The sequence below is a fragment of the Aeromonas sp. MdU4 genome (genome assembly GCF_041929505.1).
GTDB lineage: Bacteria > Pseudomonadota > Gammaproteobacteria > Enterobacterales > Aeromonadaceae > Aeromonas.
Genome location: NZ_JBHFMW010000007.1, coordinates 24388 through 49980, shown reverse-complemented (window position 1 = coordinate 49980; position 25593 = coordinate 24388). Strand labels below are relative to the sequence as shown.

The window sequence follows — 25593 nt, the reverse complement described above, 5'->3', positions numbered from 1 at the left end:
TTATCTCCCAGCCTTAGCGTCGGATACCACTACAGTGATGTGAGCGGTACGCTTGAGGATACGATCCGCACGACCTTTGGCACGCGGACGGATGCGCTTCATGGAGGGACCTTCGTCGACCATGATAGTAGCAACACGCAGCGCGTCGATGTCGGCGCCTTCGTTGTGCTCAGCGTTTGCAATGGCAGATTCCAGCACTTTCTTAACCAGCACAGCAGCCTTTTTCGGGCTGAAGGTCAGGATATTCAGAGCCTTGTCTACGGACAGACCACGTACTTGATCGGCTACCAGACGAGCTTTCTGGGCAGAAGTACGGGCATAACGGTGTTTAGCGATAGCTTCCATCATTTATCCCTTAGCGCTTCTTAGCCTTCTTATCAGCAGCATGGCCGCGATAAGTACGAGTCGGTGCGAATTCACCCAGTTTGTGACCGATCATTTCTTCGGTAACGAAAACCGGAACGTGCTGACGACCATTATGGACAGCGATGGTCAAACCGATCATGTTCGGGATGATCATTGAACGACGGGACCAGGTTTTAACCGGCTTTTTATCCCCGCTTTCCACCGCTTTCTCTACCTTCTTCAGCAAGTGCAGGTCAATAAATGGACCCTTCTTGAGAGAACGTGGCATGGTGATTCCTCTATGTTAACAATTACTTGTTACGACGACGTACGATGTACTTGTCGGTACGCTTGTTCTTACGGGTCTTGAAGCCTTTAGCCTTCTGGCCCCATGGGGACACAGGCTGCATGCCCTTGTTACGACCCTCACCACCACCGTGCGGGTGATCAACCGGGTTCATCGCCATACCGCGAACGGTCGGACGAATACCACGCCAGCGGTTTGCACCGGCTTTACCCAGTTGACGCAACATGTGCTCGGAGTTACCGACTTCACCGATGGTAGCGCGGCACTCGGCCAGAACTTTACGTACTTCGCCGGAACGCAGACGCAGAGTTACATAGTTACCTTCACGAGCCAGGATCTGGATGAAAGTACCAGCGGAACGAGCCAGCTGGGCACCTTTACCAGGCTTCATCTCTACAGCGTGAACGGTAGAACCAACCGGGATGTTGCGCATCGGCAGGGAGTTACCTACCTTGATGGCTGCATCAGCACCAGAAGCGATCGCGTCACCAGCTTTCAGGCCTTTCGGAGCCAGGATGTAACGACGCTCACCGTCTGCATACAACACCAGAGCGATGTTAGCGGTACGGTTAGGATCGTATTCCAGGCGCTCTACTTTAGCCGGGATACCGTCTTTGTCGCGTTTGAAGTCGACGATACGGTAGTGCTGCTTGTGACCACCACCGATATGACGGGTAGTGATACGGCCGTTGTTGTTACGACCACCGGACTTGCTTTTGCTGTCCAGCAGAGCGGCAAAGGGCTTACCCTTGTACAGCTCTTGATTGACGATCTTGACGACGTGACGGCGGCCCGGAGAAGTAGGCTTGCACTTAACGATTGCCATTTTTGAGAACTCCTCTTACTCGGCTGCGCCCATGAAGTCGATGTCCTGACCAGCTTTCAGGGTCACATAAGCCTTTTTCCAATCGGAACGACGGCCTACACGCGCACCTGAGCGCTTGGTCTTACCCTTCATGTTCAGGGTACGGACGGTCTCAACTTCGACCTCGAACAGTTTCGCAACTGCAGCTTTGACTTCCGCCTTGGTGGCATCAACAGCAACTTTGAACACGATAGTGTTCTGCTTTTCTGCGACCATGGTGCTCTTTTCAGAGATGTGCGGAGCCTTCAGAACTTTCAACAGACGTTCTTCGCGGATCATGCCAGCATCTCCTCGATTTGCTTAACTGCGTCAGCAGTCATCAGAATCTTGTCGAAGGCGATCAGGCTGACCGGGTCGATACCGGCAACATCACGCACGTCGACCTTGTACAGGTTGCGAGCAGCCAGGAACAGGTTCTCATCGACTTCAGCAGTCACGATCAGAACGTCAGTCAGTTCCATCTCTTTCAGCTTGGCGATCAGTTCTTTGGTCTTCGGCGCTTCGATGCCGAATTTCTCGACAACGATCAGGCGCTCTTGACGTACCAGCTCGGACAGAATGCTACGGATAGCGCCGCGGTACATCTTCTTGTTTACTTTCTGGCTGTGATCTTGCGGCTTAGCAGCAAAAGTCACACCACCGGAACGCCAGATGGGCGAACGGATGGAGCCAGCACGGGCACGACCAGTACCCTTCTGACGCCACGGCTTTTTGCCGCCACCAGACACTTCAGAGCGAGTCAGCTGCGCACGAGTACCCTGACGGGCACCTGCGGCATATGCAACGACGACCTGGTGAACCAGAGCTTCGTTGAATTCGCGCCCGAAGGTAGTCTCGGAAACTTCAAGAGCGCTCTTGGCGTCTTTCATTACCAATTCCATTACTATCTCCTCAGACGTTACGCTTTGACGGCAGGTTTGACGATCACGTTGCCGTTGGTTGCACCCGGTACTGCACCTTTGATGAGCAGCAGGTTGCGTTCAGCGTCAACACGAACCAGTTCCAGGTTCTGAGTCGTTACACGCTCAGCACCCATGTGACCAGCCATCTTTTTGCCCTTGAATACACGACCCGGAGTCTGGTTCTGACCGATAGAACCCGGAACGCGGTGAGACAAGGAGTTACCGTGGGTCATATCCTGGGTGCGGAAGTTGTGGCGCTTAACAGTACCAGCAAAGCCCTTACCTTTGGATGTGCCGGTAACGTCTACCAGCTTAACGTCAGCGAGAAGATCTACTTTCAGCTCGCTACCAACAGTGAAAGTCTCACCGTTGTTCAGGCGGAATTCCCACAGACCGCGACCGGCTTCTACACCAGCTTTGGCGAAGTGGCCAGCTTCCGGCTTGGTCACACGGCTGGCTTTTTTGGCGCCAGTGGTAACCTGAATAGCGTTGTAGCCGTCGGTTTCTACAGATTTGACCTGAGTTACACGGTTAGCTTCAACTTCGATAACAGTCACCGGGATAGAAACGCCATCTTCAGTGAAGATGCGAGTCATACCCACTTTGCGACCTACAAGACCGATTGTCATTGTTATCAACCTCTTTCCGTAATTAACCCAGGCTGATCTGGACGTCTACACCAGCTGCCAGATCCAGACGCATCAGGGCGTCTACGGTCTTGTCAGTCGGCTCAACGATGTCTACCAGACGCTTGTGAGTGCGGATCTCGTACTGATCACGCGCATCTTTGTTGACGTGCGGGGAGATCAGGACGGTGAAGCGCTCTTTGCGAGTCGGCAGCGGAATAGGACCGCGAACCTGCGCGCCAGTGCGCTTTGCAGTTTCAACGATTTCCGCAGTGGATTGATCAATCAGGCGATGATCAAAAGCCTTCAGGCGGATACGGATTCTTTGGTTCTGCATTGACAGAGCTCCAATAGATAAAAGAACATAAATCAACACCGCCCGACCGAGATTGCTCCCGCCAGAGGTGTGATTTTTCACGTTTCCTCCCATATCGGGAGGACTGTATGGCTGGTCTCTGCAAGCAGTAAACTCAGCAGCAGACATATCGTCTGGCTTACCTCATGGGTAAGCGGAGGGGATTATACGGATTTTTTCAATTTGCGCAAGTGAGGGCGAACAGATTGTGCACAATTTTATGTGGCAGATGGATCTCTGTTGCCACACCTGACATAGCCCCCCGTTACAGGAATCGCCTCAAGGAATGTCCGGCATCACGACAAACTCGTCGACAGCCTGATAGACTTTGGCTTTTTTCACGTTTGCGACACGACAGCGATGCTCAAAGATCAAAAGAAAGCCTACCAGTACGCACTCTGCGCAGTGGCCCTCTGGTCCACGGTGGCTACGGCCTTCAAGATTTCACTCACCTATTTTGCACCGGTGCAACTGCTGCTGGTTGCAGCGCTGACCTCGACCCTGCTGCTGGGGACTATCGTGCTCAAACAGGGCAAGCTGCCACTGCTCTGCAGTTATCTGCGCAGCCGCCCGTTCTATTACCTGATGCTGGGGGTGATGAACCCCTTCCTCTATTACCTGCTACTGTTCAAAGCCTATGACCTGCTGCCAGCCCAGCAGGCACAGACCCTCAGCTACACCTGGGCCATCACCCTCACGCTGCTCTCTGTGCCGTTCCTCGGCCAGACCCTGCGTCGCCGCGATGGCGTTGCAATTGTGCTGGGTTATTTCGGAGCGCTGGTGATTGCCACCAAGGGGGATGTCTTCGGTCTGCACTTTGATAATCCCTTGGGGGTCGCATTGGTGCTGCTCTCGACCCTCATCTGGGCCAGCTACTGGATCCTAAACACCCGCAATCAGGGGGATCCCATCGTCAGCCTGCTGCTCGGTTTTATTATCAGCCTCCCCTTCATCGTGCTCGCCACCTGGCTGCTGGCCGACTTCAAGCTGACTGCTTGGCAAGGATGGTTTGGCGCCATCTACGTCGGGATTATCGAGATGGGTTTTGGCTTCGTGCTCTGGCTGATGGCGATGCGCCATGCCACCAACACGGCGCCCATCAGCAACCTTATCTTCATCTCGCCATTTGCCTCGCTGGTGTTGCTCAATCTGCTGGTTGGCGAAGCGATCCATCCAGCCACGCCTATCGGGCTGGGATTGATCGTGGCAGCCCTGCTGATCCAGCAGCTGAGATATGGCAAGCGCTACCGCAAGGCTGCTGCCACCACTCCAGAGAAAGTGGTCTGATAATGCAGAAGGGCGTATCCACCGATACGCCCTTCTCTCAATCCAGCCACTCCTGCGGCTGATGTTTCGGCAACCGCATCTCAACCAGCAAGCCGCCCAGTTCCGAGCGGCCTAGCCGGATAGTACCGTGGTGCTGGGCAACAATCTTGGCCACAATCGCCAATCCCAAGCCACTGCCGCCAACGGTTCGCGCCACATTGCCCTGAGTAAATGGCTTAAGCACCCGTGAATAGTCCTGCTCGGGAATGCCGGGGCCATCATCGGAGAGACGCAAGCGCACCCAGTGCCCATCATCTTTCAATTCGGCATACAGCTGGCTCGCACCATAGCGCAGCGAGTTGCTTGCCAGGTTGTTTAATACCCGCCGCATGCTGACCGGATTGCAAGCGACTCGCACCGCATCTTGTGGCAATGCCAGTTCGACCTCCAGTCCCTGCTCCGAATAGATCAGCAAGGTGTCATGGACCAGCTGGGTCAAATCGATCGGCATCAGGTCCTGACCCTCATCCGGGCGAATATAGTCGATGAACTGATCGATGATGGCATTGGACTCATCAATGTCGGAGTTGATGCTCTCCTTGAGATACTCGTCACCGGAGGACATCATCTCGGTCGCTAGCCGGATCCTGGTCAAGGGGGTCCGCAAATCATGGGATACCCCGGCCATCATCAGATTACGCTCCTCGATCAGGCTCTTGATGGAGTGCGACATATGGTTGAAGGTGCGGGTCAGCCTGCGCACTTCCCGTGAGCCCAACTCCCCCAGCGCCTCCGGGAAATGCCCCTTGGCCACCGCCACGGCGCCGGCTTCGAGATCTTCCAGCGGCCGCACCAGCTGTCGGGCAAAACGCCAGGCAGCAAACAGGGTGATCACCAGCAGCACACTCAGATAGATAATGAGGGGCTCGATATCATCATCTTCAATCTCGGTCAGCGGGATCCGTACCCAGATTTTGCTGGCTTGGGGCGGCTGGATCCAGATGATGTAGTGATCCTGGATTTCGACCCGTACCTTGGCTTTCCCCCCCAATTCGCGACTGATGTTCTCTTCCAGATAAGGGTACGGCTTGGCATCATTGAAACCGTGCTGGACCGCCTCGCTCTGGGTGTAGATGTCTGTTCCGGTCGTCACATAAACCAGTGCTTCGGCATCTTCACTCAGCGCCAGTTGCTCGGTATTGAGTGGAAAGATCAGCTTGACCTGATTTGCCAACAAGTGACTGATCTGCTTGACGGTGGGCGCCAGCAGATAGTTATAAAAGGTGACATAGGAGACAGCTTGATAGACCACCAGTACGGCAGCCAGAAACCAGAGCATGCGAGAGAACATGCTACCGACTTTTTTCATGCCCCATCACCGTCCGGTACGAACACATAACCCAGTCCCCACACGGTCTGCAGATAGCGAGGTTGAGCAGGATCTTGCTCCAGCAGGCGGCGCAAGCGAGATACCTGCACGTCGATACTACGCTCGGTAGCGGTGTATTCGCGGCCCCGGGCCAGATTCATCAGCTTGTCGCGAGAAAGCGGCTCGCGCGGGTGGCTCACCAGCACCTTGAGTACTGCAAACTCACCACTGGTGAGCGCCATCGGCTCACCGTCCCGGTTCAGCTCGCGTGTAGCCAGATTGAGCTGGAAGGCACCGAAACTGACGACCTTCTCCGCCGCAGAAGGCGCCCCCGGCAACTCGACCGTATGGCGGCGCAACACGGCCCGGATCCGCGCCAGCAACTCGCGTGGGTTGAACGGCTTGGGCAGATAATCGTCGGCCCCCATCTCGAGTCCAACGATACGATCGACCTCATCACCCTTGGCGGTGAGCATCAGCACCGGGATCTGGTTGCCCGCCTCCCGCAAACGGCGGCAGATAGAGAGACCATCCTCTCCCGGCAACATCAAATCGAGCACCATCAGGCTAAAGTTTTCACGAGTCAGCAAGCGATCGGCCTGTTCACCATTGGCCACCCCGCGCACCACAAACCCTTGCTCGGTAAGGTAGCGCTCCAATAGGGAACGTAATTTCAGATCATCGTCTACGACCAGAACCTTGTATTGCTGCTGACTCATTGCTTTGCCTCTTAATCTTTATCTGCCACCAATACTAGGGGTGGAGATAGCGAGAGCAAAGCATAAATATGTTACGGGTTATTACCCATACCGATAGCGTGACGGGTGTCACTTGCAGCCAATTGCTATTTATGTCCCAGACCGCTCGACCAGGCCACCACAATTTCCCTCGACAGCGGGAGGACAAAAGCTAATATTCTCGGGCAGTTAGCGATGCCCCTCTTTTTGACCAGGTCAGGATCACCATGAAAACAAAGCTGATCACCCGCGAAGGCTACAACAAGCTGAAAGAAGAGCTCGATCTCCTGTGGCGGCAAGAGCGCCCGGAAGTCACCAAAAAAGTGGCATGGGCCGCCAGCCTGGGGGATCGCAGCGAAAATGCCGACTATCAGTACAACAAGAAACGGCTGCGGGAGATCGACCGGCGAGTACGCTACCTGCGCAAATGCCTCGAAGAGCTGGGGATCGTCGACTATGCCCCGTCGCAAGAGGGCAAGGTGTTCTTCGGTGCCTGGGTCGAAGTGGAAAACGAAGAGGGCGAGACCAAGCGCTTTCGCATCGTCGGCTATGACGAGATCTTCGAGCGCAAGGATTACATCTCCATCGACTCCCCCATGGCCCGCGCCCTGCTCAAGAAAGAAGTGGGTGACGAAGCCATCGTCCGCACGCCAGTTGGCGACGCCTGCTGGTATATCAACGAGATCAGCTACCCCAAATAAAGCTCCGTCACGCTACCAAACACTCCCCAGCTGGCGGGCGACCTACAAGCCGAGCCGCCGATTCGGGATGGAAACGGCACCCTCTGTCGGGACTGGCATCCCGCAGCCCGACCCCATATAGTGCTCACTCTCGGCGCCTTGTGGCGCCAACCGGCCCGCGCGGCAGTGGCTTGGTAGAACCTTGAGTTCTGCCAGGACAGACCCCCTGTATGGCGACATCGCCCCGCGCCAATCCGTTGACCAGGACCAGACCAAGAGATCTTCGATGCAAAGCCACGTAATAGAACATCAGATTGCCGGTGAGCTGAATGCCCGCCCGGAACAGGTGCAGGCCGCGGTGCGCCTGCTGGATGAAGGCTCGACCGTACCCTTTATCGCCCGTTACCGCAAAGAGGTGACCGGCGGTCTCGACGACAGTCAGCTGCGTACTCTGGAGAGTCGCCTCGGCTACCTGCGTGAACTGGCGGATCGCCGCCAGGTGATCCTGCGCTCCATCGAGGAGCAGGGCAAGCTGACCCCCGAGCTGGCCCGCGAGTTGAACGACGCCGACAGCAAGACCCGGCTGGAAGATCTCTACCTCCCCTACAAGCCCAAACGCCGCACCAAGGGGCAGATGGCGATCGAAGCGGGGCTGGAGCCACTGGCCAACCTGTTGCTCACCGATCCGATGCAGGATCCCGAGCAAGCTGCCGCCGCCTTCCTCAATGCCGAGCAGGGCATTGCCGACAACAAAGCAGCCCTTGATGGCGCCCGCTATATCCTGATGGAGCGCTTCGCCGAGCAGGCCGACCTGCTGGAGAAGCTGCGTGACTACCTGTGGCAAAACGCCACCCTGCGCGCCCGCGTGGTAGCAGGCAAGGAGCAGGAAGGGGCCAAGTTCAAGGACTACTTCGAGCACGACGAGCCACTGCACAAGGCCCCCTCCCACCGGGTGCTGGCCATGTTGCGCGGCCGCAACGAGGGGATCCTCAACCTGGCGCTGGTCACCGGTGACGATGAAAGCGCCAGCCCCTGCGAAGGGATCATTGCCCACCACCTCAAGCTCAATCTGCAAAACCGTCCGGCCGGCAAGTGGCTGCAAGGGGTGGTGAGCTGGACCTGGAAGATCAAGCTCTCTCTGCAGATGGAGACCGAGCTGATCGGGCGCATTCGCGAGTCGGCAGAGGACGAGGCGATCAAGGTGTTCGCCATGAACCTCAAGGATCTGCTGATGGCAGCCCCGGCCGGCATGCGCTGCACCATGGGGCTGGACCCCGGCATCCGCACCGGGGTTAAGGTGGCCGTGGTGGATGCCACCGGCAAACTGGTCGACCATGCCACCATCTATCCGTTCGAACCGAAACGCCAGATTGATCAGAGCCTCAAGACCCTGAACGAGCTGTGCCAGAAACACAAGGTCGAGCTTATCAGCATCGGCAACGGCACCGCCTCGCGGGAGACCGACCGCCTGGTGAGTGATCTGTTCGAACGTTACCCTACAACCAAGGCACAGAAGATCGTAGTGAGCGAGGCCGGGGCCTCGGTCTACTCCGCCTCCGAGCTCGCCTCTCAGGAGTTCCCGGATCTGGACGTATCCATCCGTGGTGCCGTCTCCATCGCCCGCCGCCTGCAAGACCCGCTGGCTGAGCTGGTCAAAATTGACCCAAAAAGTATTGGCGTGGGCCAGTATCAGCATGATGTCGGCCAGAGCCAGCTGGCCCGCCGACTGGATGCCGTGGTCGAGGATTGCGTCAACGCGGTCGGTGTCGATGTGAATACCGCCTCGGTTGCCCTGCTCAACCGGGTTTCCGGCCTCTCCCAGACGCTGGCCCAGAATATCGTCGCCTACCGGGATGAGAATGGCGCCTTCAAGAGCCGTCAGCAGTTGCTGAAAGTAAGCCGACTCGGCCCCAAAGCCTTCGAACAGTGTGCCGGCTTCCTGCGCATTCGTGGCGGCAATAACCCGCTGGACGGCTCGGCGGTGCACCCTGAGTCCTATCCCGTGGTGGAGCGGATCCTCGCCAAGCTTGAACAAACAGTAGATAGCCTGCTCGGCAACAGCAGCCTGCTGCGCGGCCTGAAACCGGCCGACTACACCGATGAACAGTTTGGCGTGCCCACCGTCACCGACATCATCGGCGAGCTGGACAAGCCGGGCCGCGACCCGCGCCCCGAGTTCAAGACCGCAACCTTCAAGGAAGGGGTGGAGAAGTTAAGCGATCTGGTACCCGAGATGGTGCTGGAAGGAGTGGTCACCAACGTCACCAACTTCGGCGCCTTCGTCGACATCGGCGTCCATCAAGATGGGCTGGTGCACATCTCCTCCCTCACCGACCGCTTCATCAAAGACCCCCGCGAGGTGGTCAAGGCGGGCGATATTGTGCGGGTCAAAGTGCTGGAAGTAGATATACCGCGCAAGCGGATCAGCCTGACCATGCGCCTTGACGAGAAAGCGGGGCAGCCTGCTCGCAAGCCAGCTGAAGCGCGCAACAGCAGCACTGGCAACGCCAAGCCAAGAAATGAGCCGCGGCAAAGCGCCCCGATGGGGGGGGCGATGGGCAATGCCTTCGCGGCAGCCCTCTCCAAAGCGAAAAAGTAACGAAGCCTTCCAGAAGTCCTCTGAATGCAAAAAGCCCCGCAAGGGGCTTTTTTACAAGCAAATCTCAGGATTATTGGGCCAGTGCGCTCAGAATGGCGTCAGCCTCCTGATGGGCCGCCAGTACCTCACGCAGCCGGTTGAATGCCTTGCAGGCCTCTTGTGGATATTTGCCATACGAGACGACTCCGGTATGGCTCCAGCCTGCCGCCAGCATCACTTTTTTCTTGAAATTGGTGCCTTCAGTTCCCCCGCCTCCCAGCTGCATCAAAAATTGCTCCATCTGCAGGTGGGGCGGTGGCACACGGGAGAAGGTGGTGAAATCTTCCGCTTTGACTTCGTCGAAATGCATGACAGCTCCTGTGAAATAGGGTGTGACTGATCTTCAGATTAGATGCAAAACGAGCAGTGCTGGCGAAAGTTTGGTTATAGCAGCTCAGACATGCAAACTGAGGGACTGGGTCGAAGCAGGACTGACTGCATGCTGGTAGCGACCGGCGATCACCTGATTGCGCTTGTCCATATAAGCGCCAAGTACCCCGGTCGTGTTATTGCTGCGCTCGGCAATCAGCTCTTTGCGAGCCTTGGCCTCATGGGCCGCCGCACTGCGGGCCACGCTCAAATCCTGGGCTGAAGGCTCGGCAGGCGCCAGCGCCGCCGCGCGGATCTGTTGCATCTTGGCGATGGTGGCGGTGGGATCACCGGGAACTTCAGAAGTGTCTATCGATACGGAACCGCCAGTCGCGTATTGCTTGCCATCCGGGCCAACCGAAAATTGATAGGTAGGTGAACCGGCATAGCCACCGCCAACCGATTGGTGGGCCTGCTCGTGAGTTCGCACCTCCTTATCCCGATCGGCCAGATCCTGAATCTGCTGTTCGTGTCTTTGTTGCTGCTCTTGCTGCTTGGGATCCTGCTGCTTGCGCTGCCCATCTTCACCGGTCGCCTCGACAAAGCGGTGATCAAGGGGATTTTGCACCGAGGGCTGGCTACCTTCACGACTACTCTGACTTGCAGGATTACTGTTAGCCGCCTGACTGGCTTTGGCTTTCTCTTTCTGGGAGCCGACCTCGGACTCGGCACTGGAAGGTAGACCCTGACGGGCCTGCGGGATCAGCTCTGCCCGACGATTATCCGTCCTGGCCGCTTCCACCTGGGGTTGCAGCTGAGTAGGGATAAGCGGGGGCAAACTGACATTGATGTTCATGTCACACCCGAATATCGATCAGGGTTCCCATCATATCACTGGCGGTCTGCATCACCTTGGAGGAAGCTCCCGCCTGTTGTTCGGCAACCTTGAGATTGACGAGTTCATCGGTCACTTGCACCTGATCCCTGCTGGGAGTATTGAGACGGGCGATCTGGTTGGATGCCTTGTCGGCAATCTGCTCGGCTCGCTGAAATCCCTGCACCCCGCTGTTGAAGGCAGAATCAATACGCATGATATTACTCCTCTGGTCACAGCTTAATTATCCGCCACACCAGAGGATTTATGAAGCTTGCTGTCTGTTTTTTAGCCAACAAAATCTCTAACGATTTCAATGAATTCGTCAGGGTGGGAGATAAAAGGTGCGTGTGAGGCCTTGTTGAGGGTCACGCTGCGGCTGGCAGGGTAGAGAGCATCCAGCAGGGGAATGGCCGCCTTGGGAACCAATGAATCCAGTCGGCCATAGATCCGCAACCAGGGCAGCGCCAGCCCCCGCAATGGTTCACGCAGGTCAATATCGGCCAACAAAGTCAGCCCGGCCTCGAGCGCGGCAAACTGGGGCGCCGGGCGATCGGCCAGCCAGTGGCGCAATTGGCGGATGTCATCCCGGGCATGTTCGCTACCCATCGCCTGGATCGCCAGAAAACGCTCTATGGTCTGGCGAAAATCCCCCGCCAGCATCTGGTTGAAACCGGTCAACACCTTGGGGGAAATACCTGGCCACTCGTCCCGCGCCATGAAACAGGGGGAGCTGGCCACTGTGATCAGCGAGTGCAGGCGCTCGGAATGGGTTAGTGCCAGCTGGCTTGCCACCAGACCACCAAGGGACCAGCCAAGCAGATGGCACTTATCCGGCAAGATGGCGGCCACCTGCTCCGCCAACCATGGGAGGTTATAGTCGACCCCCTCGGTTAGCGGGCTGTTGCCAAAGCCGGGCAGATCCACCAGATGAACCCGGTAATGTACCGCCAGCTGCTGGACGATGCCGTGCCACACTGCGCCGTTCATTCCCCATCCGTGCAACAGCACCAGATCGGGCCCCTGGCCAAACTGCTCTACCGATATGCTCATCTAGACTCAAGATCCCTGTTCATGCTCTTGGGGTCAGCATGTTAAAGCGACTGCTAGCTAAAGCAAGCCCGCTGCTCGGCAGCCACGCCGACTGGCAGGGCAGCTGTCTGCTTTGCCATCAATCTTGCGACAACGAGCCTCTGCTCTGTAGCTGGTGTCGGCAGGCACTTCATCAGTCACAACCCAGATGCCGACTCTGCGCCGCACCACTGCCGGAATATCAGGAAGAGTGTGTGCCGCTATGTGGTCGCTGCCAGCGCAGACCGCCCCCTTGGCAGCGGCTGCAGGTGATCGGCGACTATCAAGCCCCCTACCCCATGCTGATCCCCCGGCTCAAATATTCGGGCCAGATCCTGCTGGCGCCATTGCTAGCCCGCCTGCTGGCCGATCATCTGGATGGCAGCGATCCGCCGGAAGCCATCATTCCGGTTCCCCTGCACTGGTGGCGTCAGTGGTGGCGCGGTTTCAATCAGGCGGAGGAGATTGCACAAACCCTTGGCAAGATAACCGCCATCCCCTGCGATACCCGGCTGATCAACAGGATCAGAGCCACCCCGCAGCAAACCAAGCTGACTGCCGGTCAACGACGGCGCAACCTGCGTGGTGCCTTTCACATTGCGCCACATCAATACCATCATGTCGCGTTGCTGGACGATGTGGTCACCACCGGCGCCACCGCCGGTCAGCTCACCCGTCTGCTCCATGAGAGCGGCATCACAAAGGTGGAAGTGTGGGCAATTTGTCGTACGCAGAGGCACCTCAAGTAGCCATCGGCACGCTACCCAAGCATTCATAACCGCGTTATTATGAATACCCTAGTCGTACACTCAGGTTTATGAGGATAGTGATGATCAGCATTTCCGACGCCGCCCAGGCCCATTTCCGTAAACTTCTGGAAAAACAGCCTGATGGCACCAATATCCGGGTGTTTGTGGTCAATCCGGGAACCCAGAATGCCGAGTGTGGCGTATCGTATTGCCCACCCGATGCCGTGGATCCGGAAGATCAGCACCTGCCATTCAGCGGCTTCGACTGCATGGTCGATCCCCTGAGCGCCCCCTTCCTGGTGGATGCCACCATTGACTTCGTCACCGATCAGATGGGCTCCCAGCTCACCCTGAAGGCACCGAACGCCAAGATGCGTAAAGTGGCCGACGACGCCCCGCTGATCGAGCGCATCGAATACGCCCTTATCTCCGAGGTCAACCCCATGCTGGCCGGTCACGGCGGCAAGGTGACCCTGACCGAGTTGACCGAAGATGGTTACGCCATCCTGCAGTTTGGTGGCGGTTGCAACGGCTGCTCTATGGTCGATTACACCCTGAAAGAGGGGATCGAGAAGCAGCTGCTGGAGAAATTCCCGGGCGAGCTCAACGGTGTGAAAGACGCCACCGAGCACCAGCGCGGCGACCACTCCTACTACTGATTTATTGCCTTTGCGGCAAAGAAAAGGCCCCGCCAGCTGGCGGGGCCTTTTGCATGGGCAATCGGCAGATTACTCGTCCCGCTTGTCGCGCGACAACAGGGCGATGGCGGCCTCTTTCGGGTTTTTCCCCTCGTAGAGCACCTTGAAGATCTGCTCGCAGATGGGCATCTCGACACCGCAGCGCGCCGCCAGCAGATGCACCTCTTTGGTGTTGCGATACCCCTCTACCACCTGACCGATCTCGGTCATGGCGGTGTCGACATTTTTACCGGCGCCAAGCGCCAGCCCGAAGCGACGGTTGCGCGACTGGTTATCGGTACAGGTCAGCACCAGATCTCCGAGCCCGGCCATCCCCATAAAGGTTTTGGCATCGGCTCCAAGCGCGGCACCGAGGCGCTGCATCTCGACCAGACCCCGGGTGATGAGCGCGGTTCTGGCGTTGGCACCAAAGCCCAGCCCATCGGAGAGACCGGCACCGATGGCGATGACGTTCTTCACCGCACCACCCAGTTGCAGACCGACGAAGTCCGGATTGGTATAGACCCGGAACGAGCGGCCACAGTGGAGCAGATGGGAGAGATCGTCGGCGAAATCGTCGTGGGTCGACGCGACCGAGATGGCAGTCGGCATACCGGCGGCCAGCTCTTTGGCGAAGGTCGGGCCGGAGATCACCGCCAGCGGCATCTCGTCACCCAGCACCTCGCGGGCCACATCTTGCAGCAGACGGCCACTGTCCGGTTCCAGCCCCTTGGTCGCCCAGGCGATACGGGTATCGGGGCGCAGGAAAGGCTTGATCCGGGTCAGCACATCGCCAAATACATGGCTCGGCACAACCAGCAACAGCACGGGGGCGGTTTGCACCGCCTGTTGCAGATCCGCAGTCAGCAGCAGATCGGCGGGAAAAGGGACATCCGGCAAGAATGCCTTGTTGCAGCGGTCCTGTTCCAACTCGGCGACATGGGCGGGATCGTGACCCCACAGCAGGGTCGGATGACCGTTGCGCGCCAGAGAAATGGCAAGGGCGGAGCCGTAAGACCCCGCCCCAAGGACCGAGATAGCGATCTGGTCAGCCATTATCAGGCTTCCGCAGTCGCCTGCTGGGCCTGAGCTTGCGCCATATGCTGGGCAAACAGGGCATCGAAGTTGACCGGTGCCAGGTTCAGCTGCGGGAAGGAACCCTTGCTCACCATGTTGGCCACGGCTTCGCGGGCATACGGGAACAGGATGTTCGGGCAGAAGGCAGCCAGGCAGTGGGCCAGTTGCGGCTCCGGCAGGTTACCGATGGTGAAGATACCGGCTTGCTGTACTTCGCACAGGAAGGCGGTCTCGGTTTCCAGTTTGCAGGTCACGGTCAGGGTCAGAACAACCTCGTACACGCTGTCAGCCAGGATGTTGGTCTTGGTATCCATATCCAGCTTGACGTCCGGCTGCCACTCTTTCTGGAAGATGTGCGGGGTGTTGGGCGCTTCGAAAGAGACATCCTTGGTGTAGACACGCTGGATGTGGAATTCCGGTTGTACTTCCTGGTTGTTGATCTCGTCAGCCATTTCGTTTGATTCCTTGTTATATGGATAAGTGGGCTTGGGCCCTTAAATCAATCAGCGCTTTTTGGTTACCGGCAGATTCTCTGCACGCCATTGGGCCATGCCACCGTCGAGCACATATACCTGCTTGAAGCCAGCCTTGCTCAGCTGACGGCCCGCGCCGCCCGCAGTCATTCCTGACTCGCACACCACTATGATGGGGGCATCTTTATGCTTTTCAACCGGGCCCAGGTTATTGCTCTGGATCTGGGTGAGCGGCAGGTGCTGGGCTCCGGCCAGATGGCCCTTGGCAAACTCTTCCTGGCTGCGAATATCCACCACGGTAGCATTCTCACGGTTGATCAGCAGGGTTGCCGTGTGGTTGTTGACGGTTTTTACCGGAGACAAACGGGCACGCACAGTGGTGTAAACCAGGGTGCCAGCCAGACCCAACCAGGCTGCGGTCAGCAGCGGGTTACGGGTCGCAAAATCCAAATACTCTTGCATCTTCTACTATCCAGGGACCAAGACAAGGGCCCGAGTATACATGGGGGTATTGATAAGATCAGCCATCTTGGCGGCAAAGCGCGAGCAGGCTCCCATCATCAACGGAAAGCGGGCATGGCAGGAAGGGCGTGGCTTGCAAGGTCGCTGGAGCGCCCCTTGGCTATCAGGTGACTATTTCGGCAGATGTAGTAATATTACGCTAGTTTCATTTCCCGCATTTTTTCCAATCCGAGAGGACATAGTCTTATGTCAACAGCTAAGAAACCTTTGGTTCTGGTCATCATGGACGGTTGGGGCTACAGCACCAAGCAAGAGCACAACGCCGTCGCTGCCGCCAAGACTCCCAACCTCGATCGCCTGGCCCGTGACTACACCAGCACCCTGATCTCCGGCTCCGGCCTGGATGTCGGTCTGCCGGATGGCCAGATGGGCAACTCCGAAGTGGGCCACGTCAACATCGGCGCCGGTCGCATCGTCTATCAAGAGCTGACCCGCATCTCCAAAGAGATCAAGGACGGTGACTTCTTCCAGAACGTCGAGCTGGCCAAGGCTGTTGACGCTGCCGTCACCAACGGCAAAGCCGTTCACATCATGGGTCTGATCTCTCCGGGTGGCGTGCACAGCCACGAAGAGCACATCATGGGCATGATCGAGATGGCAGCCAAGCGTGGTGCCGAGAAGATCTATCTGCACGCCTTCCTGGATGGCCGTGACGTACCGCCGCGCTCCGCCCAATCCTCCATCGAGCTGTTCGACGCCCTGTTCGCCAAGCTGGGCAAGGGTCGTTTCGCCTCCATGATCGGCCGTTACTACGCGATGGACCGTGACAACCGCTGGGATCGCGTCCAGCAAGCCTATGACCTGATGACTCAGGGCAAGGGCGAGTTCACCACCGAGAGCGCCACCGAAGCACTGGCTGCCGCCTATGCCCGCGACGAGAACGACGAGTTCGTCAAAGCCACCCGCATCGGCGAAGCGGCTCCGATGGTTGACGGCGATGCGCTGATTTTCATGAACTTCCGTGCCGACCGTGCCCGTGAGATCACCCGCGCCTTCGTTGATGCCGACTTCACCGGCTTTGCCCGTGCAGTAAAGCCAAAACTGAACTTCGTGATGCTGACCGAATACGCGGCAGATATCAAAACTGCCTGTGCCTACCCGCCGACCGCTCTGGTCAACACCCTGGGTGAGTGGCTGGCCAAGCAGGGCAAGACCCAGCTGCGCATCTCCGAAACCGAGAAGTACGCTCACGTCACCTTCTTCTTCAACGGTGGCGAAGAGTCCTGCTTCACTGGCGAAGATCGCGAGATCGTGGCCAGCCCGAAAGTCGCCACCTACGACCTGCAGCCGGAAATGAGCTCCGAAGAGCTGACCGACAAGCTGGTTGCCGCCATCAAGAGCGGCAAGTACGACGTCATCATCTGTAACTACCCGAATGGCGACATGGTTGGTCACACCGGCGTGTTCGATGCCGCCGTCAAAGCCTGTGAAGCCGTTGACCACTGCATCGGTCGCGTCACCGACGCGCTGGCCGAAGTGGGTGGCGAGTGCCTGATCACTGCCGACCACGGCAACGCCGAGAAGATGATGGACGAAGAGACTGGTCAGGCCCACACCGCCCACACCAATCTGCCGGTTCCGCTCATCTACTTCGGCCGCAAAGCCGAGGTTGCCGAGGGTGGCAAACTGTCCGATCTGGCCCCTACCATGCTGACCCTGATGGGTCTGCCGGTGCCGCCGGAAATGAGTGGCAAGCCCCTGATGATTCTGAAATAATCCTTCCCCATGCGGGGATGCGAAGTTATTTCACAGAAAACCAGTCGCGTCGGCCTGTTGGCCGGCGCGCTGTTTTTTTGCCTGTCGTTTGGCGCCAGCAAACCGGTTTTGGCCGCCAATCAGCAGCTGGGCACCATGCAGTCCCAGATCAAAGAGCAACAAAAGACCATCAAGCTCAGCAAGCAGGAGCTTGCCAAGCTCAATACCCAGCTCAAGGCTGACGAACAAGCCATCTCGGCTGCCGCAGCCAAACTCGATGAGACCAAGCAGCAGCTCAAGCAGAACCAGCAGAAGCTGGCCAACCTGCAAAAAGACAAGCTGGAGCTGGAGCAACAAGCCAAACATCAGAAACAGTTGCTGGCCAAACAGGCGGAAAGCGCCTTTCAGGCGGGCAACCATGACTACCTCAAACTGCTGCTCAATCAGCAGGATCCAGCCAAACTGAGCCGCTCGCTCGACTACTACGACTATCTCAACAAGGCGCGTATCGAAGCCATCGAAGCCCTGCGCGCCACCCGCGACAAGCTGGCGAAAAACCAGCAAGCCACCAAAGAGACCGAGAGCAAGCTGCAAACCCTGCTCGGCGAACAGCAGGAGCACCATCAAACCCTGCTGGCCAGTCAGCAGAGCCGGGCCAAGGTGCGCAACCAGTTGCAGCAGTCGGTCGAAGATGACGAACAAAAGCTGACCCAGCTGGTCAAGGCAGAGAAAGCGCTGAAAGCCCGGCTGGAGGAGTTGCGCCGCAAGCGGGAAGAACAGGAGCGCCGCGAACGGGCTGAGCGGGAACGGCTGGCCAAGCTGAAAGCGGAGCAAGAGCGTCAGCGCAAGCTGGCCGAACAGCGCCGTGCCGAACAGCAGCGACTCGCCGCCCAGCAAAACAAAACGGTCAAACAACCGGAGCCTGTCGAAGAGACGGCCAGCACCTCAGAGCGGGGGTCCGGCATCAGCACGGCGGGCCACTACAGCGGCCTCAAGACCAATAGCAGCCTGCGCTGGCCGGTACAGGGCCCAATCCTGATCGCTTACGGTTCAGCGCGTACCGCCGAGCTTAAGTGGAAGGGCACCCTGATCGGCGCCAGCGAAGGAACCCAGGTCAAGGCGGTCGCCCCCGGCCAGGTGGTCTACGCCGACTGGCTCGACGGCTTTGGTATGCTGCTGGTGATCGACCACGGCAAGGGCTACATGAGCCTCTACGGTCACAACCAGTCGCTGTTGCGTCAGGTGGGCCAGAATGTGGAACAGGGGGAACCGGTGGCGCTGGTCGGTGACAGTGGCGGCCAGGACAGACCCGGTCTCTACTTCGAGATCCGCTATCAGGGCGAAGCCATCAACCCGACCAAGTGGCTGGGCAAACGCTCGTAACATGCCACCCAAGCCCCACCCCGTCCAAAGCCTGCCCTGCGCAGGCTTTTATCATTCAAAGAGAGCGCTCTCCGCCCCTCTTTGGTGAAAAATTACATATTTTTCAGCCTCCTCAGGGGAAGACGATCAAACCAATCTGCTCCAGCAGCGTCTGCTGCTGATCTTCGTTGATCTGCACCCCATCCAGGTTGACCCGGCGCAGATCCAGCCCCGGCAGATCGCACTGGCGCAGGTCGCACCCCTGCAGATTGAAGCTGTTCCAATCGATCTGGCCAAACTCGGAGCCACTGAGATCGGAGCCCGCCAGCGAGGCACCGAACAGGTTGGCCCCCTGCCAGCGGTTGCCACTCAGATCGCACTTCTCCAGCAGGCAGCCTTCGAAGCTGGCGTAGCTGAAGTTGTTGCCGGTCAGATGCGCCTCGCAGAAGTAGCTCTTGGCGGTGATCTGGTTGGCAAAACTGGCGTGGCCAAAGTTGATGCCCACCGCCTGACAGTCGCGCAACTCCAGCCCCAGACACTGGCTGCGGCTGCAATCGGCCATGGTGAGATCGCAGCGCAGAAAGCTGGCCTCACGCAGGTCGCAACCCTGTAACAGGCAGCCCCGTTCACTCTCCCGATCGTAAAAGCTGCAATCCGTGAAACGGCTATCGCTGAGATCCAGCCAGGAGAAGTTGCAGTCGATAAAGCGACAGCCCGAGAACTGCTCCCCCTCCACATCCTGCTGTTCAAAACGAACTCCCTCGAACTGCTTGCCTTTGATCATCGAAAACTCCCTCGAATACGGTTTCGTATGCTGACTTTGTCCGCTGAAAACGGTAATGTTACAGGTAACATCCATGCTGGACACCCCGATGCACGCCACCCGCAAACGCCGCCCCACCCTGCAAGATATCGCCGATCAGACCGGCGTCACCAAGATGACCGTCAGCCGCTATCTGCGCGACCCGCAGAGCGTGGCCGAAGGCACCCGGGCGCGGATTGCCATGGCGGTAGAGGAGCTGGGTTATATCCCCAACCGGGCACCGGATATTCTCTCCAATGCGACCAGCAAGGCGATCGGCATCCTGATCCCATCCCTCTCCAATCAGGTCTTCTCCGCGGTAGTGCATGGCATTGAGGCCGTGACCCGGCCAGCCGGTTACCAGACCCTGCTTGCCCACTATGGCTACAGCCCGGAGCGGGAGGAGGAGCAGATCGCCTCACTCCTCTCTTATAACGTGGATGGCCTGATCCTCTCTGACAGTCGCCACACCGAGCGCACCCGCAAAATGATCGCCACCGCCGGAATTCCGGTGGTAGAGACCATGGATCTGCCGCAAACCCCCATCGACATGGTGGTCGGCATGGATCACCAGGCCGCCGCCCGGGCCATGGTATCAGAGATGCTGCGCCGGGGCCGACGCAAGGTGGTCTATCTGGGGGCCCGGCTCGATGTGCGCACCCAGTTGCGGATGGAGGGGTACTATCAGGCGATGGCCGACTTTGGCCTGACCGGCCAGCACCTGCTGACCGAACAATCCTCCACCTTTACCCTCGGCGGCGAGCTGCTGGAACAGGCGCTGGTGCGCTACCCCGACCTCGACGGCCTGTTCTGCACCAACGATGACCTGGCGGTCGGCGCCCTGCTGCAGTGTCAGGCCAAGTGGATCCCGGTGCCGCAACAGATCGCCATCGCTGGCAGCAACGCCCTCGATATCGGCCACGCCATGACCCCCAAGCTGGCCAGTATTGTCACCCCGCGGGAAGCGATCGGCCGCGAAGCGGCCAGCATGCTGCTGGCCCGGCTCAACGGTCACCCCCTGCCAGAGACCCGCAAGGATATGGGCTTCTCTCTTTATGAAGGGGAGAGCCTGAGCTAACCCCTCCCGAGCGGCGGCAAGCGCTATAACCGGGATCGGCGACGCCGGTGGCCACCCACTCAGCACCTTCTTTCCCATTTTCCCCCATAACAAAACAGGCCACCCGAGGGTGGCCTGTTTGATTGTTCTGCACGACTTGCGATTAACGTTTAACCATTTCAACCGCTTCGCGGGAGAGGCGAGTCACCTCTTCCCAGTTGCCGCTCTTGACCGCATCTGCTGGCAGCATCCAGGAGCCGCCGACGGTGGCCACGCACTTGAGTGCCAGATAGTCGGCCACGTTTTTCGGGCTGATACCGCCGGTCGGGCAGAACTTCACCTGGGGCAGCGGGGCGGCAATGGCGGAGAGCGCCTTGGTGCCGCCGTTCGCTTCGGCCGGGAAGAATTTCAGATGGTCGTAACCGGCTTCCAGCGCCTGCATCACCTCGGAAGGAGTGGCAACGCCCGGGATCAGCGGCGCCGTGCTCTTGGCGGCGTGAGCCAGCAGGGCCGGGGTCATCCCCGGGGAGATGACGAAACGGGCACCGGCGGCGACGGCTGCATCAAACTGCGCGCAGTTCAGCACGGTACCGGCACCGACCATGGCATCCGGCATCGCCTTGGCGATGAGAGCGATGGCATCGAGCGCCACCGGGGTGCGCAGGGTGATTTCGAAGACACAGATGCCGCCATCGAGCAGCGCCTTGGCCATCGGCAGGGCCTGATCCAGCTCGTTGATAACCATCACGGGTACCAGCGGGGAGGCGGCAAACACCTCGGCCGGGGTCACTTTCCAGTTCTGCATAGCTCTTCCTTAGTCAAAGGCTCTTAGTCAAAAATCGTGGCGCCACACTCGGCGCTCGATACCGCGCGACGCATCACGCTGAACAGTTCACGGCCCCACCCCTCTTGTTCCAGAGTGAGGTCAATCTCGGCCTGGGTGCGGCCACTCAAATCGGTCAGGCAGTCGAGGCGACCACTCACCGCATCCACCCGCAGCAGATCGCCATCGGCAAGCAGGCCGATGGCCCCGCCGTGCAGCGCTTCCGGGGTGACGTGGATGGCGGCCGGGATCTTGCCGGAGGCACCGGAGAGACGACCATCGGTGACCAGTGCCACCTTGTGACCCGCCTTCTGCAGGTTACCCAGTATCGGCATCAGCTTGTGCAGCTCCGGCATGCCGTTGGCGGCCGGGCCATTGTGGCGCACCACGATAACGGCGTCCTGATTGAGAGTGCCTGCCTTGTAGGCTGCCTCCACCGCATGCTGGGAGGAGAAGACCCGTGCCGGCGCTTCAATTACCCGATATTCGGGGGCGACGGCGGAGACCTTCACCACGGCGCGGCCCAGATTGCCTGCCAGCAGCTTGGTGCCGCCGGTCGCATTGAACACGCTGCCGGAAGGTGACAACACGCTCGCATCGCCGCTCTCGCCCACCGGCTGCCATACCAGCTGGCCATCGACCAGAGTCGGACGACTGAGGTAATCCTGCATCTCGCCAAAGACCGGGGTGGCATCCATGTGGATCAGCCCCTCTTCGGCCAGACGGCGCATCAGACCAGGCACACCGCCCGCCTGTTCGAAGGCGTTGACGTCGGCCGGGCCGTTCGGGTACATGCGAACCAACAGCGGCACCACGTCGGAGAGATCGCTGATGTCATCCCAGGTCAGCACCAGACCGGCGGCGCGGGCCAGTGCCACCATGTGGATGCTGTGGTTGGTGCTGCCGCCGGAAGCGAGCAGGGCCACCAGACCGTTGACCAGCGAGCGCTCGTCCAGCACTTCGCTCAGGGGACGGTAGGCAGGGGAGCCGGGGATCATGGCGCTGATACGGCGAGCCGCCTCGGCGGTCAGCGCCTGGCGCAGTTCGCTGTGCGGATGGACGAAGGCGGAGCCCGGCAGCATCAGACCCATGGCCTCAAAGACCAGCTGGTTGGTGTTGGCGGTACCGTAGAAGGTGCAGGTGCCCGCTGCATGGTAGGCGCCACACTCCATCTCCAGCAGGGCGTCGCGACCCACTTCACCGGCGGCGTACTTCTGGCGAACCTTCACCTTCTCGTCGTTGCTGATGCCGCTCGCCATCGGGCCAGCTGGCACAAATGCAGTCGGCAGGTGCGCGTGGGAGAGGGCACCCATGATCTGGCCCGGGGCGATCTTGTCGCAGATACCGAGCAACAGGGTCGCGTCGAAGGTGTTGTGAGAGAGCGACAGCGCAGTCGCTTGGGCGATCAGGTCGCGGGAGAACAGGGACATGTCCATCCCCGGCTGACCCTGGGTCACCCCGTCACACATGGCGGGCACGCCACCGGCAACCTGAGCACTGTGGCCCAGCTCGGCCAGCACCGCTTTGATCTGATCCGGATAGCCCTGATAGGGCTGGTGGGCACTCAACATGTCGTTGTAGGCGGTGACGATGCCGACGTTGGCACGGGTCATGTCGAGGATACGCCCCTTCTCGTCACTGCTGCAGGCGGCAACGGCGTGGGCCAGGTTGCCACAAGCCAGTGCGGCGCGGGTCTTGCCCTGCTCGGCCTGACGCTGGGTGCGGGCCATAAAGGCCTGACGACGGGCGGCACTGCGCTCGCGAATGCGGGCAGTGACGCTGGAAATAACCTGATGGATCATTGGGCTTGCTCCAATGCTGTGACGGCGCGGTCAACCACCTGTTCGAAGGTGCCGTCGATATCGATGTGGAATACACCGGTTTCGCCATCCGGGCGCTCCAGGGTATCGAACTGACTTTGTACCATGCTTTCGCGCATGAAGTGGCCCTTGCGGGCACGCATCCGCTCGAGGATCAGCGGCTGGCTGCCGTCGAGGAAGATGAAGCTGACCGACTCGTTACCTTCACGGATCTGGTCGCGGTACTGTTTTTTGAGAGCGGAGCAGACGATGACGCCGATTTCGTTTTTTTGCTCGAGGCTATAAGCCGCATCGCGGATCCGCTCCAGCCAGGGGGCACGATCCTCATCGTTGAGCGGATTGCCACCCGCCATCTTCTGAATGTTGGCTCTGGGGTGCAGATCATCACCATCGATGAACTTGGCGCGCAGCGCTTCTGCCACCTTGAGGCCAACGCTGGATTTACCGCTACCACATACACCCATCACGATAATGCACTTACCCGCCATAATTTGACCTCTGTCCCACTTTTCAAAAAACAAGCTGTTAATGGCTTCTAATTTAGCACGTTACCGGTAACATGTTACCGGTAACTATCAAAAATGTGAAGTCTGCCACAGACTGAAACTAACGCTCCACGGCCTGTGCCGGATGCTGCAGACTAGCCATATATACAAATAAATCAGAACGTTATGGTTAGTGTCGAGTCCTGCAGCATTGCCACTGCACAACTGAAAAGGAACAGAGAACAATGTCTGATATCTCTCTAATCATGACGGCCGCTGGCTCGATCGTGCTGCTGCTTTTCCTGGTGATGAAGGCCCGGCTCCATGCCGTTGTCTCTCTGATCCTGGTCTCCATGGTGGCCGGTCTTGCCGCTGGCATGAACCCGGCCGACATCGCCAACACCATCCAGAAAGGGATGGGTGGCACCCTCGGCTTCGTCGCCGTGGTGGTGGCACTGGGCGCCATGTTTGGCAAAGTGATGGAAGTGACTGGCGCCCTCGATCGGGTGGCCCACACCCTGCTCGGCAAGTTCGGTGTCAAACGCGCCAACTGGGCCATGTCGCTGACCGGCTTTGTCTGCGCCCTGCCGCTCTTCTTTGACGTGGCCGTGGTGCTGCTGATTGGCGTCGCCTTCGCCATCGTCCGTCGTGGCGGCGGCAGCGTGGTGAAGATTGGTATCGCTCTGCTGGCGGGTATCGCCACCTGTCAGGCGTTCCTTATTCCCGCACCGGGTCCCATCCTGGTCGCCTCCCAGCTGGGTGCCGACTTTGGCTACATGATCCTGTTCGGCCTGATCGCCGCCGTACCGGCCCTGATCCTGGCTGGCCCGCTGTTCGGTGACTTCATCAGCAAGATCGTTGATGTGCCGCTGCCCGCCGACGCCCAAAACAGTGTCCACGATGATGGCAAATCCCTGCCCTCCTTCGGTCTGGCCATGGGTCTGATCGGCCTGCCGCTGCTGATGATCGGTCTCAAAACCATCGTTGGCCGCTTTGTCGAGGCGGGCTCAACCCTGCACGGCTGGCTGGAGTTCATCGGCCACCCGTTCACCGCCATCATGGTCGCCTGTCTGGCTGCCTTCTACCTGCTGGGTATTCGTCGCGGCATGTCCCGTGACGAGGTAATGAGCGTCTGCAACAGCGCCATCCAGCCAGCCGGTGTCATCATTCTGGTGACCGGTGCCGGTGGCGTGTTCAAGCAGGTACTGGTGGATTCTGGTGTCGGTGCCGCCCTCGGCAACATGCTGGCTGAGACTGGCCTGCCCATCGTCGCACTGGCCTTTATTCTGGCTGCCGCGGTCCGGGTGATTCAGGGCTCCGCCACCGTCGCCATGCTGACTGCCTGTGGTTTGGTACTGCCGATGCTGGAGCCGCTCGGCCTGAATGGCGCCCAACTGGCAGCCATCACCATCGCCATCGGTGGCGGTTCCATCGTCCTCTCCCACGTCAACGACTCCGGTTTCTGGCTGGCCAACCGTTACCTCGGCCTCTCCGAGAAGCAGACCCTGCAGACCTGGACGGTGATGGAGACCATCATCGGCACCACCGGCGGCGTGATGGCGATGATCATCTACAGCTTCCTCTAATCAGCACAAATGCTGTAAAAAAGGCCTCACTTGTGAGGCCTTTTTCATCTTTCTGACGATTCTTTCTTTGGCTGAGAGGGTGAGATTGCTAGAATCGCCTATTCATCGCTCCGAGTGGAAC

The 25593-nt window shown here is 58.9% G+C and carries 29 protein-coding genes; 9 read left to right on the top strand and 20 right to left on the bottom strand.

The features are described 5' to 3' along the window. From rplV to rpsJ, 7 genes are read right to left on the bottom strand one after another with little or no spacing between them, the layout of a single operon-like run. Nucleotides 1-345: a 50S ribosomal protein L22 gene (gene rplV / locus ACE1BR_RS04965; protein ID WP_005319741.1), complete on the bottom strand. Its 345-nt coding sequence runs from the start codon at nt 343-345 to the stop codon at nt 1-3. Between the two features lie 10 nt (nt 346-355). Further along, nucleotides 356-634 carry a 30S ribosomal protein S19 gene (gene rpsS / locus ACE1BR_RS04960; RefSeq protein ID WP_005307960.1) on the bottom strand — a complete coding sequence of 93 codons (279 nt, stop codon included), beginning with the start codon at nt 632-634 and terminating at the stop codon, nt 356-358. Between the two features lie 22 nt (nt 635-656). Then, the gene (rplB, locus tag ACE1BR_RS04955) at nt 657-1478 is read right to left on the bottom strand and encodes a 50S ribosomal protein L2 (RefSeq protein WP_005331177.1); all 822 of its coding nucleotides are present in this window, start codon (nt 1476-1478) and stop codon (nt 657-659) included. Nucleotides 1479-1493: 15 nt separating this feature from the next. Further along, complete coding sequence (rplW, locus tag ACE1BR_RS04950) at nt 1494-1796, bottom strand: 50S ribosomal protein L23 (protein WP_005331199.1); 303 nt, start codon at nt 1794-1796, stop codon at nt 1494-1496. Further along, a complete protein-coding gene (rplD, locus tag ACE1BR_RS04945; protein ID WP_025325386.1) occupies nt 1793-2398 on the bottom strand; it encodes a 50S ribosomal protein L4 in 606 nt (201 codons plus the stop codon). The genes rplW and rplD overlap by 4 nt, the downstream gene beginning before the upstream one ends. A gap of 17 nt (nt 2399-2415) precedes the next feature. After that, entirely contained in the window at nt 2416-3048 is a 633-nt protein-coding gene (gene rplC, locus ACE1BR_RS04940; RefSeq protein ID WP_005340620.1) for a 50S ribosomal protein L3, read from the bottom strand. Between the two features lie 22 nt (nt 3049-3070). Continuing rightward, a complete protein-coding gene (gene rpsJ / locus ACE1BR_RS04935; protein ID WP_005307944.1) occupies nt 3071-3382 on the bottom strand; it encodes a 30S ribosomal protein S10 in 312 nt (103 codons plus the stop codon). Nucleotides 3383-3760: 378 nt separating this feature from the next. Between rpsJ and ACE1BR_RS04930 the strand changes: the two genes are divergently transcribed. Further along, nucleotides 3761-4687, top strand: coding sequence for a DMT family transporter (locus ACE1BR_RS04930; protein ID WP_374868146.1), 927 nt, complete (start codon nt 3761-3763; stop codon nt 4685-4687). Nucleotides 4688-4724: 37 nt separating this feature from the next. On the opposite strand, the gene envZ is transcribed toward ACE1BR_RS04930, so the two are convergent. Continuing rightward, nucleotides 4725-6035, bottom strand: a complete 1311-nt coding sequence (envZ, locus tag ACE1BR_RS04925; protein ID WP_374868144.1) for a two-component system sensor histidine kinase EnvZ — start codon at nt 6033-6035, stop codon at nt 4725-4727. Next, nucleotides 6032-6754 (bottom strand): two-component system response regulator OmpR, encoded by a 723-nt coding sequence (gene ompR / locus ACE1BR_RS04920; RefSeq protein WP_374868142.1) that lies wholly within the window; start codon nt 6752-6754, stop codon nt 6032-6034. The genes envZ and ompR overlap by 4 nt, the downstream gene beginning before the upstream one ends. A gap of 245 nt (nt 6755-6999) precedes the next feature. Here ompR and greB point away from each other — a divergent pair, with 245 nt between their 5' ends. Together greB and ACE1BR_RS04910 are read left to right on the top strand one after the other, a co-directional pair. After that, complete coding sequence (gene greB, locus ACE1BR_RS04915; protein WP_374868140.1) at nt 7000-7473, top strand: transcription elongation factor GreB; 474 nt, start codon at nt 7000-7002, stop codon at nt 7471-7473. Between the two features lie 265 nt (nt 7474-7738). Next, nucleotides 7739-10051 (top strand): Tex family protein, encoded by a 2313-nt coding sequence (locus ACE1BR_RS04910; protein WP_374868138.1) that lies wholly within the window; start codon nt 7739-7741, stop codon nt 10049-10051. 70 nt (nt 10052-10121) lie between these two features. On the opposite strand, the gene ACE1BR_RS04905 is transcribed toward ACE1BR_RS04910, so the two are convergent. From ACE1BR_RS04905 to bioH, 4 genes are all read right to left on the bottom strand, one after another. Continuing rightward, nucleotides 10122-10400: a hypothetical protein gene (locus ACE1BR_RS04905; RefSeq protein WP_374868136.1), complete on the bottom strand. Its 279-nt coding sequence runs from the start codon at nt 10398-10400 to the stop codon at nt 10122-10124. 84 nt (nt 10401-10484) lie between these two features. Next, nucleotides 10485-11255: a putative metalloprotease CJM1_0395 family protein gene (locus ACE1BR_RS04900; RefSeq protein ID WP_374868134.1), complete on the bottom strand. Its 771-nt coding sequence runs from the start codon at nt 11253-11255 to the stop codon at nt 10485-10487. A 1-nt stretch (nt 11256) separates the two neighbouring features. Beyond that, the gene (locus ACE1BR_RS04895) at nt 11257-11490 is read right to left on the bottom strand and encodes a flagellar basal body rod C-terminal domain-containing protein (protein ID WP_374868132.1); all 234 of its coding nucleotides are present in this window, start codon (nt 11488-11490) and stop codon (nt 11257-11259) included. A gap of 71 nt (nt 11491-11561) precedes the next feature. After that, nucleotides 11562-12326, bottom strand: a complete 765-nt coding sequence (gene bioH, locus ACE1BR_RS04890) for a pimeloyl-ACP methyl ester esterase BioH (protein WP_374868130.1) — start codon at nt 12324-12326, stop codon at nt 11562-11564. A 38-nt stretch (nt 12327-12364) separates the two neighbouring features. On the opposite strand from bioH, the gene ACE1BR_RS04885 reads away from it, so the two are divergent. Both ACE1BR_RS04885 and nfuA read left to right on the top strand, forming a co-directional pair. After that, nucleotides 12365-13093, top strand: a complete 729-nt coding sequence (locus ACE1BR_RS04885) for a ComF family protein (RefSeq protein WP_374868128.1) — start codon at nt 12365-12367, stop codon at nt 13091-13093. A gap of 80 nt (nt 13094-13173) precedes the next feature. Further along, nucleotides 13174-13752: a Fe-S biogenesis protein NfuA gene (gene nfuA / locus ACE1BR_RS04880; RefSeq protein WP_374868126.1), complete on the top strand. Its 579-nt coding sequence runs from the start codon at nt 13174-13176 to the stop codon at nt 13750-13752. A 69-nt stretch (nt 13753-13821) separates the two neighbouring features. Here the strand turns inward: nfuA and gpsA are convergent, their stop codons facing one another. The 3 genes from gpsA to ACE1BR_RS04865 are packed head-to-tail and all read right to left on the bottom strand — an operon-like array spanning nt 13822 to nt 15782. Then, nucleotides 13822-14826, bottom strand: coding sequence for an NAD(P)H-dependent glycerol-3-phosphate dehydrogenase (gene gpsA / locus ACE1BR_RS04875; RefSeq protein WP_374868124.1), 1005 nt, complete (start codon nt 14824-14826; stop codon nt 13822-13824). A 2-nt stretch (nt 14827-14828) separates the two neighbouring features. Continuing rightward, on the bottom strand, nt 14829-15299 hold the full coding sequence (gene secB, locus ACE1BR_RS04870; protein ID WP_033115599.1) for a protein-export chaperone SecB: 471 nt from the start codon (nt 15297-15299) through the stop codon (nt 14829-14831). Nucleotides 15300-15350: 51 nt separating this feature from the next. Next, nucleotides 15351-15782, bottom strand: coding sequence for a rhodanese-like domain-containing protein (locus tag ACE1BR_RS04865; protein WP_374868122.1), 432 nt, complete (start codon nt 15780-15782; stop codon nt 15351-15353). 246 nt (nt 15783-16028) lie between these two features. Between ACE1BR_RS04865 and gpmM the strand changes: the two genes are divergently transcribed. Then, the gene (gene gpmM, locus ACE1BR_RS04860) at nt 16029-17558 is read left to right on the top strand and encodes a 2,3-bisphosphoglycerate-independent phosphoglycerate mutase (RefSeq protein ID WP_374868120.1); all 1530 of its coding nucleotides are present in this window, start codon (nt 16029-16031) and stop codon (nt 17556-17558) included. 9 nt (nt 17559-17567) lie between these two features. Further along, complete coding sequence (gene envC, locus ACE1BR_RS04855; RefSeq protein ID WP_374868118.1) at nt 17568-18920, top strand: murein hydrolase activator EnvC; 1353 nt, start codon at nt 17568-17570, stop codon at nt 18918-18920. 112 nt (nt 18921-19032) lie between these two features. On the opposite strand, the gene ACE1BR_RS04850 is transcribed toward envC, so the two are convergent. Then, nucleotides 19033-19683: a Qnr family pentapeptide repeat protein gene (locus tag ACE1BR_RS04850; protein WP_374868116.1), complete on the bottom strand. Its 651-nt coding sequence runs from the start codon at nt 19681-19683 to the stop codon at nt 19033-19035. An 88-nt stretch (nt 19684-19771) separates the two neighbouring features. On the opposite strand from ACE1BR_RS04850, the gene ACE1BR_RS04845 reads away from it, so the two are divergent. Further along, complete coding sequence (locus ACE1BR_RS04845) at nt 19772-20779, top strand: substrate-binding domain-containing protein (RefSeq protein ID WP_374868151.1); 1008 nt, start codon at nt 19772-19774, stop codon at nt 20777-20779. A gap of 142 nt (nt 20780-20921) precedes the next feature. On the opposite strand, the gene ACE1BR_RS04840 is transcribed toward ACE1BR_RS04845, so the two are convergent. From ACE1BR_RS04840 to ACE1BR_RS04830, 3 genes are read right to left on the bottom strand one after another with little or no spacing between them, the layout of a single operon-like run. Next, complete coding sequence (locus ACE1BR_RS04840) at nt 20922-21563, bottom strand: bifunctional 4-hydroxy-2-oxoglutarate aldolase/2-dehydro-3-deoxy-phosphogluconate aldolase (protein ID WP_374868114.1); 642 nt, start codon at nt 21561-21563, stop codon at nt 20922-20924. Between the two features lie 23 nt (nt 21564-21586). Beyond that, nucleotides 21587-23383, bottom strand: coding sequence for a phosphogluconate dehydratase (edd, locus tag ACE1BR_RS04835; protein ID WP_374868112.1), 1797 nt, complete (start codon nt 23381-23383; stop codon nt 21587-21589). Next, complete coding sequence (locus ACE1BR_RS04830; RefSeq protein ID WP_374868110.1) at nt 23380-23889, bottom strand: gluconokinase; 510 nt, start codon at nt 23887-23889, stop codon at nt 23380-23382. Before ACE1BR_RS04830 ends, edd begins: the two co-directional genes overlap by 4 nt. Nucleotides 23890-24131: 242 nt before the next feature. Between ACE1BR_RS04830 and gntU the strand changes: the two genes are divergently transcribed. Then, entirely contained in the window at nt 24132-25472 is a 1341-nt protein-coding gene (gene gntU / locus ACE1BR_RS04825; protein WP_374868108.1) for a gluconate transporter, read from the top strand. Nucleotides 25473-25593 lie beyond the last annotated feature (121 nt).